Source organism: Bradyrhizobium sp. Leo170, assembly GCF_004296405.1.
GTDB lineage: Bacteria > Pseudomonadota > Alphaproteobacteria > Rhizobiales > Xanthobacteraceae > Bradyrhizobium.
This window is the reverse complement of the sequence record NZ_PSRR01000341.1, coordinates 1-9,465: the sequence shown is the minus strand read 5'-3', so window position 1 is coordinate 9,465 and position 9,465 is coordinate 1. Positions and strand designations below refer to the sequence as shown.

General features: G+C 64.1%; 11 protein-coding genes. 3 read left to right on the top strand and 8 right to left on the bottom strand.

Features of this window, described 5'->3' with window-relative positions; genetic code table 11:
• Window positions 1-58 precede the first annotated feature (58 nt).
• The gene (gene phbB / locus CWO89_RS35940; protein ID WP_130583152.1) at window positions 59-784 is read right to left on the bottom strand and encodes an acetoacetyl-CoA reductase; all 726 of its coding nucleotides are present in this window, start codon (window positions 782-784) and stop codon (window positions 59-61) included.
• Between the two features lie 172 nt (window positions 785-956).
• On the bottom strand, window positions 957-2,135 hold the full coding sequence (locus CWO89_RS35935) for an acetyl-CoA C-acetyltransferase (RefSeq protein ID WP_130583151.1): 1,179 nt from the start codon (window positions 2,133-2,135) through the stop codon (window positions 957-959).
• A 320-nt stretch (window positions 2,136-2,455) separates the two neighbouring features.
• Here CWO89_RS35935 and phaR point away from each other — a divergent pair, with 320 nt between their 5' ends.
• A complete protein-coding gene (phaR, locus tag CWO89_RS35930) occupies window positions 2,456-3,061 on the top strand; it encodes a polyhydroxyalkanoate synthesis repressor PhaR (RefSeq protein WP_130583150.1) in 606 nt (201 codons plus the stop codon).
• A 151-nt stretch (window positions 3,062-3,212) separates the two neighbouring features.
• On the opposite strand, the gene CWO89_RS35925 is transcribed toward phaR, so the two are convergent.
• On the bottom strand, window positions 3,213-4,901 hold the full coding sequence (locus CWO89_RS35925; protein ID WP_130583149.1) for a putative bifunctional diguanylate cyclase/phosphodiesterase: 1,689 nt from the start codon (window positions 4,899-4,901) through the stop codon (window positions 3,213-3,215).
• Window positions 4,902-5,167: 266 nt separating this feature from the next.
• On the opposite strand from CWO89_RS35925, the gene CWO89_RS35920 reads away from it, so the two are divergent.
• Window positions 5,168-5,455: a hypothetical protein gene (locus CWO89_RS35920; protein WP_130583148.1), complete on the top strand. Its 288-nt coding sequence runs from the start codon at window positions 5,168-5,170 to the stop codon at window positions 5,453-5,455.
• Between the two features lie 6 nt (window positions 5,456-5,461).
• On the opposite strand, the gene CWO89_RS35915 is transcribed toward CWO89_RS35920, so the two are convergent.
• From CWO89_RS35915 to mtgA, 5 genes are all read right to left on the bottom strand, one after another.
• A complete protein-coding gene (locus CWO89_RS35915) occupies window positions 5,462-6,109 on the bottom strand; it encodes a hypothetical protein (RefSeq protein ID WP_130583147.1) in 648 nt (215 codons plus the stop codon).
• 289 nt (window positions 6,110-6,398) lie between these two features.
• Window positions 6,399-6,581, bottom strand: a complete 183-nt coding sequence (gene rpmF / locus CWO89_RS35910; RefSeq protein ID WP_024509484.1) for a 50S ribosomal protein L32 — start codon at window positions 6,579-6,581, stop codon at window positions 6,399-6,401.
• Window positions 6,582-6,836: 255 nt separating this feature from the next.
• A complete protein-coding gene (locus CWO89_RS35905) occupies window positions 6,837-7,148 on the bottom strand; it encodes a type II toxin-antitoxin system RelE/ParE family toxin (RefSeq protein WP_130583146.1) in 312 nt (103 codons plus the stop codon).
• Window positions 7,138-7,428 carry a ribbon-helix-helix domain-containing protein gene (locus CWO89_RS35900; protein WP_130583145.1) on the bottom strand — a complete coding sequence of 97 codons (291 nt, stop codon included), beginning with the start codon at window positions 7,426-7,428 and terminating at the stop codon, window positions 7,138-7,140. Before CWO89_RS35900 ends, CWO89_RS35905 begins: the two co-directional genes overlap by 11 nt.
• 87 nt (window positions 7,429-7,515) lie before the next feature.
• Window positions 7,516-8,187: a monofunctional biosynthetic peptidoglycan transglycosylase gene (gene mtgA, locus CWO89_RS35895; RefSeq protein ID WP_130583153.1), complete on the bottom strand. Its 672-nt coding sequence runs from the start codon at window positions 8,185-8,187 to the stop codon at window positions 7,516-7,518.
• 184 nt (window positions 8,188-8,371) lie between these two features.
• Here mtgA and CWO89_RS35890 point away from each other — a divergent pair, with 184 nt between their 5' ends.
• Window positions 8,372-9,292, top strand: coding sequence for a polyprenyl synthetase family protein (locus CWO89_RS35890; protein WP_130583144.1), 921 nt, complete (start codon window positions 8,372-8,374; stop codon window positions 9,290-9,292).
• The last annotated feature ends 173 nt before the right edge of the window (window positions 9,293-9,465 follow it).

The following is a 9,465-nucleotide window of genomic DNA, read 5'->3' as shown; positions in this document are numbered from 1 at the left end:
CAGGCTCTACGTTTCCGCATGTGTCCGCCATCGCTCCGCGCAATGACGCGAGAAAACATCACGCGTGATACTGGCCGCCGTTCACGGTGAGCGTCGAGCCGGTAATGAAGCCGGCGTCGTCGGCGGCGAGGAACAGCACCGCGCGCGCGATCTCCTCGGGCTCACCGAGACGGTTGACCGGGATCTGCGGAATCACGTTTTTCTCCAGGACGTCCTTCGGCACCGCCTGCACCATCTCGGTGTTGATGTAGCCGGGCGCGATCACGTTCACGGTGATGCCGCCCTTGGCGTTCTCAAGCGCGAGCGCCTTGGTGAAGCCGATGTCGCCGGCCTTGGCCGCGGAATAATTGACCTGGCCGAACTGGCCCTTCTGGCCGTTGATCGAGGAGATGTTGACGATGCGGCCGAACTTGCGGGCGCGCATGCCCTCGATCACCTGGCGCGTCATGTTGAAGAGCGAGCCGAGATTGGTGTCGATCACCTCGTTCCACTGCTGCAGCGTCATCTTGTGGAATGCGGTGTCGCGGGTGATGCCGGCATTGTTGACAAGCACGTCGACCGGGCCGATGTCGGCCTCCACCTGCTTGACCCCGGCCGCGCAGGCATCGAACGAGGCGACGTCCCATTTGTAAACGGGAATGCCGGTTTCTTCCTTGAACTTCTGCGCCGCGGCATCATTGCCGCCATAGGTCGCCGCGACCTTGTAGCCCGCCGCCTTCAACGCCTTGCTGATCGCAGCGCCGATACCTCGCGTCCCACCCGTTACCAATGCAACACGTGCCATGTCCGTCTCCTCCTTGGCCGTTTTTTCTAAGCCGACATTGTGCCGGTCTTTTGAAATCTATCGATATTCCAAAACGAAAATGCCCGGCGCGAGGCCGGGCATTCTCTTAACAGCTTGCACTGTGGTTGACAGACGATCTTTTCATCATTCAACCCGGCATGTTGCCTCTTGTTCAGTCGCGTGCAACGCACATCGCGATGCCCATGCCGCCGCCGATGCACAGCGTGGCGAGGCCCTTCTTGGCGTCGCGCTTCTGCATCTCGTGCAGCAGCGTCACAAGGACGCGGGCGCCGGACGCGCCGATCGGGTGACCGATCGCGATCGCGCCGCCGTTGACGTTGACCTTGGACGTATCCCAGCCGAGGTCCTTGTTGACAGCGCAGGCCTGCGCCGCGAACGCCTCGTTGGCCTCGATCAGATCGAGATCGCCGATGCTCCAGCCGGCCTTCTTCAGCGCATTGCGCGAAGCCGGGATCGGGCCGGTGCCCATGATCTTCGGGTCGACGCCGGCCTGGCCCCAGGAGACGATGCGCGCGAGCGGCGTCCTGCCTTCCTTGGCGGCCTGCTTCGCCGTCATCAGCACCACGGCGGCGGCGCCGTCATTGATGCCGGACGCGCTGCCGGCGGTCACCGTGCCGTCCTTCTCGAAGGCGGGCTTGAGCTTGGCCATTGCGTCGAGCGTGGCGCCGTGGCGCGGATATTCGTCGGTGTCGACCACGACGTCGCCCTTGCGGGTCTTGATGGTGACGGGGACGATCTCATCCTTGAACCGGCCGGCCTTCTGCGCGGCTTCGGCCTTCTGCTGCGAGGAGACGGCGAACTCGTCCTGCTGGGCGCGGGTGATCTGATATTGCCGCGCCACGTTCTCGGCCGTGTTGCCCATGTGGTAGCCGTTGAAGGCGTCCCACAGGCCGTCCTTGATCATGGTGTCGACGAATTCGACGCCGCCCATCTTGACGCCACCGCGGAGATACTGCGCATGCGGGGCCATGCTCATGGATTCCTGGCCGCCGGCGACGACGATCTCGGAATCGCCATTGACCAGCGCCTGGTAGCCGAGCGCGACCGAGCGCAGGCCCGAGCCGCAGAGCTGGTTGACGCCCCAGGCCGGGCTTTCCACCGGGATGCCGGCGACGATCGAGGCCTGGCGGGCCGGGTTCTGGCCCTGGGCTGCGGTCAGGATCTGACCCATGATGACTTCGGACACGCGGCCCGGCTCGACGCCCGCGCGCTCCAGCGCCGCCTTGATGGCGATGGCGCCGAGGTCATGGGCGGGAGTGTTGGCGAACGCACCGTTGAAACTGCCGACCGGGGTGCGGGCGGCGCTGACGATGACGACATCGTCTGACATGGGCATCTCCTAGAGCTTGATGTTTGGCCTGGGTAGCTTGGCGGCGGGCGGGCGGCCGGACGCGGGCCTATCTTTCGGCCTCATCCTGTTAACGTCCTTGAGGCATGTCAATCGGCCAGACGGCCAAATCCTGCCGCGGCGCACTTAAATTGACCCTGTTGGAGCTTTCCTGAGCAATAACTATGCTTTGGAATTAACCGTGGCGCACAAATCGTTGCCGAGCGGCTTTGAAAATGCTTACCTTTGCTGCGATGCGTGTGCATCACCCCTGCAGCAATGCTGCAAAGGGTTCCCTCCTGGTGTTGATGTGTGAGCCCCCCATGGCAAAATCAGAACACCCGACCACGATCAAGAAGTACGCCAACCGGCGGCTCTATAATACCGGAACCAGCACTTATGTGACGCTCGAGGATCTCGCCGCGATGGTGAAGGAAGGCGAGGATTTCCTCGTCTACGACGCCAAGACCGGCGACGACATCACCCGATCGGTGTTGGCGCAGATCATCTTCGAGCAGGAGAACAAGGCCGGCCAGAATCTGTTGCCGACCACTTTCCTGCGGCAGTTGATCCGGTTCTACGGCGACAGCATGCAAATGGTGGTGCCGAAATATCTCGAGCAGTCGATCGAGACGCTGACGAAAGAGCAGGAGAAATTCCGCAAGCAGATCGCAAGCACGCTGAGCGGAACTCCCTTCGCCCCGCTCGAGGAACAGGTTCGGCGCAACATGGAGCTGTTCCAGCAGACCTTCTCCATGTTCAAGCCATTCGTGCCGCCGCGCACGGGAACCGCAACGCCCGAGCCCGAGAAAGTGCCGGAGCCGGCGCCGGATGACGCCAATATCGACGACCTGCGCCGCCAGATGAAGGAGATGCAGGAGCGCCTCGAGCGGATGTCGCGCGAGACGACGACGAAGAAGGAAGAGTAGGCTCTTCCGAACCTGCCATTGAGTTCGTCATTCCGGGGCGCGCGCAGCGCGAACCCGGAATCCATTGGGCCGCTTGCGCGAGCCGCTGAATGGATTCCGGGCTCGATGCTATCGCATCGCCCCGGAATGACAGCCAGCGGTGGACGACCAGCTACCCGGCCGCCGGCATCGTCTTATCCGCCGTGTGCCATGGCCGCGTCGGCGAGGCCAATCCGATCAGGCGGCCCTGGATATAGTCGCAGCCCCATTCGCGCAGCATCACCGCGGACGCTTCATCCTGTACCCATTCCGCGACCGTCTTGATGCCGAGCCGGCGCGCGAGGTCGAGCAGTGTCTGCACGAAAGCGCGGTCGTCGGCGGAATGCGCGATGTTCTGCACGAAGGCGCCATCGATCTTGACGATATCGACGCCGAGCTTGCGCAGGTTGCGGAACGAGGTGTAACCGGCGCCGAAATCGTCGATCGCGATCCGGCTGCCGAAATTCTTCAGGCGCGTGACGAAGCCGCGCACCTCGTCGAGATTGCTGATCGCCACCGTCTCCGTGATCTCGACGATCAGGCGCTCGCCGACGCCGGGATGCGCGGCCATCAGCGATTCGATTCCGGCCAGCCAGTCCGGATCCATCGTGGTATCAGGCGAGATGTTGAGGCTGAGCTGAACCTCGGGTGAAGCGGCAAGCTCGGCCACCGCAAGCTCGAGCACGCGGTGATCGACCAGCCGGATCAGGCCGAGACGCTCGGCGACCGGCACGATGTCGGGCGCCGACAATGCCCGCCCGTCCTCCTGCTGCATGCGCACCAGGCACTCGTAGAAGGCAGGCTGCCGCGATTGCACCTCGACCACCGGCTCGAACGCCACGACGATGCGCCGTTCGTTCAGCGCGGTGACGATCTCGTCAGTGACGCGGATGTTGACGCGGCGCTGAGCGTCGCGCTCGACATTCGGCTTCCAAAGCAGGAACGAGCCGGCGCGGCGGCTCTTGGTGGTATCGAGCGTCTCCTGGGCGCGGTTGATCGCCTCATCGGCATTGCGGGCGTGGCGCGGCACGCTGACCGCGCCGATCGACGCCGTCACCGAGACGGGGCCCGACCTGGTCGGCACGATCTCCTCCCGCACGGCGGTGAGAAAACGTTCGGCGGCGACATTGGCATCGTCGACGGTGCAGTTGCGCAGGATCAGCCCGAACTTGTTGCCGGAGAAACGCCCGAGCACGTCGCCGCCGCGCAGGCGGGCGCGGATGCGCTTGCTGATCTCCGCGATCACGGCGTCGGCGACGTCGAAGCCGAAGGCGTCGTTGATGCGCGCCAGATGGTCGATGCCGATCAGCATGAAGGCGCAGGACGAACGGAAGCGTGTAGCCTCCTCGATCGCCTCGGCGAGCGCGGCGATCAGATGGGTGCGGTTGAGTTCGCCGGTGAGCGGATCGTGTCGCGACAGCTTCACGAGCTGCTCGTCGCGGGCATGACGCTCATTGTCGATCCTGATCACGCCCTGGGCGTGCACGGGCCGGCCGTCGGGTCCGCCAAACCAGCAGCCGGTTTCCTCGATCCAGATCACGGGCGCCGAGGTGCTCGCCCGCACGCCGTACTCTATTCGGTAGGGCATGCCCTCGCCGCTGCGGAGCGGCGCGGGTTGGCCGAACGCATCGCTGCGGATCGCGCGCGATGGCTCGATCAGCCTGGAAAATGCAGCGCCGCTTGCAATCGCCTCCGCCGGGAGATCCGGGAAAACCGAGGCCACATTGTCGCTCCAGACGAGCGCATCGGAGGCAATATCCCAGACAAAGGTCACTTGGCCGAGCGAAGCCAGGATGTCGGCGGCTGGCGGGATGGAAGGCATCTGCTGTCGCCTCGTTTCAGGACACGGCCAATTCAGGACACGGGCCAAGTGGATACAGGTGGACGCACGTGACAGTGGGTAAGTGATTCCAAGCCCGGAGTGTGCCTCTGTTTCCAGTCAGACCTTAGGTAAAGTTCATAAATAATCTGGAAACCACGTTTTGCCGCCATCGGGAACAAAAGCCCGTGCACCGGCATGGACCTTGCGAGTTCGAGGCCAAGGGGGATGGTAGCGTCCCGAAACGTGACAATCGGGCGGGATCAGCGATGCCGGAAGCCGGCGGATCAAGGCAAGTGCTGGACGGCGAGGTTTTAACCGGCGCCGCCACCACCTCGGCTGAACTCGTCCCGCTGACCGAATCCCTGCACTCCGAGTCCAAACGGCCGCTGCCACGGCCCGACGCAGGCTTTGTGACCCAACTGATCGCAACTGCGGCGCTGGCGCCAGAGACTCGTCCGCTGCGGCGCGCCACGCTGGCGGATGCGCAGATGGCCTATGGCGCCCATCCGCAGGAACGGCGCGGCGTCGCGCGCCGCACGCGCCAGATCATCTGATCGCGCTCAGCGCTGTTCCGGTTCAGTCGGCGGATTGCGGCTCGGCTGCAGGTCCGGGGAGGCGACCGCGGGTTGCGCCTGCGTCGGCTTGGAATGATCCAGCGGCACCGATTCCGCGACCGAAGCCGCCGGCGGCATCGTGTTCGCTGACGTCGTTGAGGCAGCGGGCGGCGGAGCCGGCTGCGGGGCCGGCGCGGGAGCCGGCTGTGGGGGTGGCGCCGGTGCGGGTTGCGGCGGAGGGGCTGGTTCCGGCTCGATTTGCTGCACCGGTGTTGCGGGCGCCACCGCACGACGGCGGGTGCGAAGCGCGATTCCGGAGATGAAATCCGCCAATGCCAGCAAAGTCAGCAGACCAAAGGTCGAGGTGCCGAATTTCGGCCACAGCACGAATTCGGCGGCTGCCGCGCCGAACACGATCAGCGACAGCAAATGATCCATCACGAATTTGGCGCCCGGTCGCGCGCCCTTGATGACCTCGAGCAACAGCAGGAGGATGCCGAGCGCCAGCAGGATGTCGTTCAGCGTTATCGGCCATTCCGCCCCCGACATCAGCGTCACCGTCAGCAACGGATCGGCCAGCGAAACGCCGGGCATCAGGAAGACGATGATGTTGTAGACCGCGAGCGGAATCAGCAGCAGCGGAAAACCGACCATGCGAGCGAGGCCTTAGCGAAGGAAACCAGGAGCGAAACGCCCAGAGAGCGTGATCCGATCGGGATGAATCGGATCATGATCTCATTTCATTGTTTGAGCATGACCTCCGCACAAACGCTACGCGTTTGTCGCGAGGGAAAACCGGTGCCACTCTTCCCGGATCACGCTCGACGCGCCGACCCGGACCGTCTGATCGCACTCATTGGCCGATTTCAGGCGGCCCAATCAATCGTGATCCCGGCCCTGCTTTCAGAGCCGGGAATCCAAATGTTCGCCGATCCCGCGAGGATCAGGATTCTTTCTTCTTCAGGACCTGCCGGCCCTTGTACATGCCGGTCTTTAGGTCGAGGTGGTGCGGGCGACGCAGCTCGCCGGAATCCTTGTCCTCGACATAGGTCGGTTTCTTCAGCGCATCCGCCGATCGGCGCATGCCACGGCGCGACGGCGAGGTTTTTCTTCTGGGAACAGCCATAACGGTCCTCTAGGGGTGTTGCGGAGGCATCGTCCGAAATTAAGGACGCGCGTCAAAAGCGAGCTGCGATGCCAATAAGGCCGCGCTTATAGAGGAAGGGATGGCGTAAAGCTAGGGCCTGACGCGATCAGATTGCGTTGCCTCTCCGCTTGCGAGCGAGGCCAAGCCTCCGCGATTCCGCCAGAACATAACATGATCATTTTGCTATCGATTGCCGCATGCGGGGCTCCGTAAGTGCGCACAATTTCATCCTATCTAAAATAGGCCGTGCAGGTCCCGACGCCCGGCAACGACCCGGATGATTTCGATCGCGTCGATCGGGCCTTCATCGGTGTCCGGATCGGTGCGGTAGAGCAGCAGATAAGGAGCCTCGACCAGCATGCGCATTGATGGACGAAGATCAGACCGACGCACACCCATCCTTGGCTGCGACCTCAGCAGCTCCGCCTTGGCTTCGATGCGATCGAAATAGCGCTCGGCGGCAGCGGGTTGTTCAAGCCCGATCATGACGTAGATGTCCAGCAGGTCAGTACGCGCCTGGTTCGACCAGACCAGCTCAGTCGGCATTGCCGGAGGCTTTCTTCGCACTCTCTAGCCGCTCGCGGGCCTCTTCACGCAGCTTCTTCATATCCAGATCGCCGGCTGAGCCGCTCGCAATGCCGACATCCCACATCTGCCGAAGCCGTCTGATATCTTCCTGGCGTAGTTCACGCTTCAATTGCCAGTCCCGCACCGCCTCGCGGACGATCTCACTCGTGGTGGCGTACTCTCCCGCGTCTACTGCGGCCTTGAGCGCCGATATTTGCTCGCTCGTCAGTGCGACGCTCACTTTCTCGACCGATGCCATGAGAGCTCCTTCAACTGCCGGGAGCAAGTTTTACTACTTCTTGACCCCAATGGGCAACCCTAGTTCCCAGGCGCCGATGCAGCGCATTCAGAACCCGCGGCTCTCGCTCCAGCAGCGCTGAACCGCGCTGGCGCGGGCCATATAGGTTGCGCTCAGGCGGCGTACGCCGGGACCGGGATTGCGGGCGCTGCGCTTGACCGGATTGGGCAGGATCGCCGCGAGCAGCCCTGCCTCGCGCGGCGACAGGGTCGCCGCCGAATGGCCGAAGGCGTATTGGGAGCCGGCCTCGGCCCCGAACTGGCCGGACGGGCCGAGCTCGGCGATGTTGAGATAGATTTCCAGGATCCGCTGCTTCGGCAGCACGAAATCGATCCATATGGCGAGGGGCAGTTCCAGCGCCTTGCGGACCACACTGCGGCCCGGCCACAGGAACAGGTTCTTGGCGACCTGCTGGGTGATGGTCGAGCCGCCCCGGCCCGGCTCGCCGTCCTCGGCATCGTCGATCGCATCCTGCAGCGCGTCCCAGTCGATGCCGCGATGGCTGCAGAATTTCGAATCCTCCGACCCCACCACCGAGCGGGGGAGATACGGCGAGATCGCATTGAAATCGACCCATTGCCGCGTGACCGGCGCACCCTTCAGGTAGCGCCAAGCCATCAGCGCCGAGACCGGATGGCCGGACCGGTAAAGCGGTGTCAGCACGTAGGGCACGAGCAGCGCGGCCACCAGCAGCAGCAAAAGGATCCGGACAATGCGCAAATTGGAGGTTCCGGCTGAAAGCGGGTCGGCGCTGCCGGCAATATTGGCCGGTTTCGGGTGAGATTTCGCGATAATTGGCAGGTTTTCCAGCACTTTTAAGGCATTTCCGGCCGGCGGGCGGAATTGACGAAGCCGATGCCATCAACGATTGTCCGCCCCGGAATCTGATCTGGAGCAATTCTTAATGACGACCGGTACTGCAGAATTCGCCAAGCGTCTGGACCAGACCGCTGACGATACCGAGGCCCTGCTGGCGAAACTTTTGGCCGACACCGTGGAGCAGGACGAGATCGTCCGCCCGAGGCGGCTGATCGAGGCCATGCGCTATTCGAGCCTCGGCGGCGGCAAGCGCCTGCGGCCGTTCCTGGTGGTCGAGAGTGCCGCCGTGTTCGGCGTGCCGCGCAACGCCGCGCTGATGGCGGGGGCCGCGCTCGAGTGTATCCACTGCTACTCCCTGATCCATGACGACCTGCCGGCGATGGACAATAGCGATCTGCGCCGCGGCCGCCCCACCCTCCACAAAACCTATGACGATGCGACCGCGATCCTCGCTGGCGACGCGCTCCTCACGATCGCCTTCGACATCATCACCCGCGACGAGATCCATCGCGATGCCGGCGTCAGGCTGGCGCTGACCCGCGCGCTGGCGCGCGCCTCCGGCGTCGGCGGCATGGCAGGCGGACAGATGCTCGACCTGGCCGGCGAAGGCCGGTTCGGCGACCGCGAGCCGGTGGACGTAGCGCGGCTGCAGCAGATGAAAACCGGCGCGCTGCTCCGCTTCGGCTGCATCGCCGGCGCCATCCTCGGCCAGTCCTCCGAGAAAGAATATCTGGCACTCGACGATTTCGGCCGCGCGCTCGGCGAAGCCTTCCAGATCGCCGACGACCTGCTCGACGTCGAGGGCGATGCTGCCGCGCTCGGCAAGCAGACCGGCCAGGACGCCGCCCTCGGCAAGACCACCTTCGTCACCCAGCTCGGCATCGACGGCGCCAAGCAGCGCGTCCGCGACCTCCTCGCCCGCGCCGATGCCGCTTTGTCGGTGTTCGGACCGAAGGGCGACGTGCTGCGCGCGGCGGCGCGGTTCGTTGCGGAGCGCAGGAATTAGCGTGGTGCCCCAGACGACACTGCGCTCCCCTCTCCCGCTTGCGGGACGAGCATAGCTCGCTCCGGGAGGGCTGGGGTGAGGGTGTCTCCGCGGCGAGACTCTTCGTGTGGAGAGAACCCTCACCCGGATCGCATCTGGCGATGCGATCCGACCTCCCCCGCAAGCGGCTATTA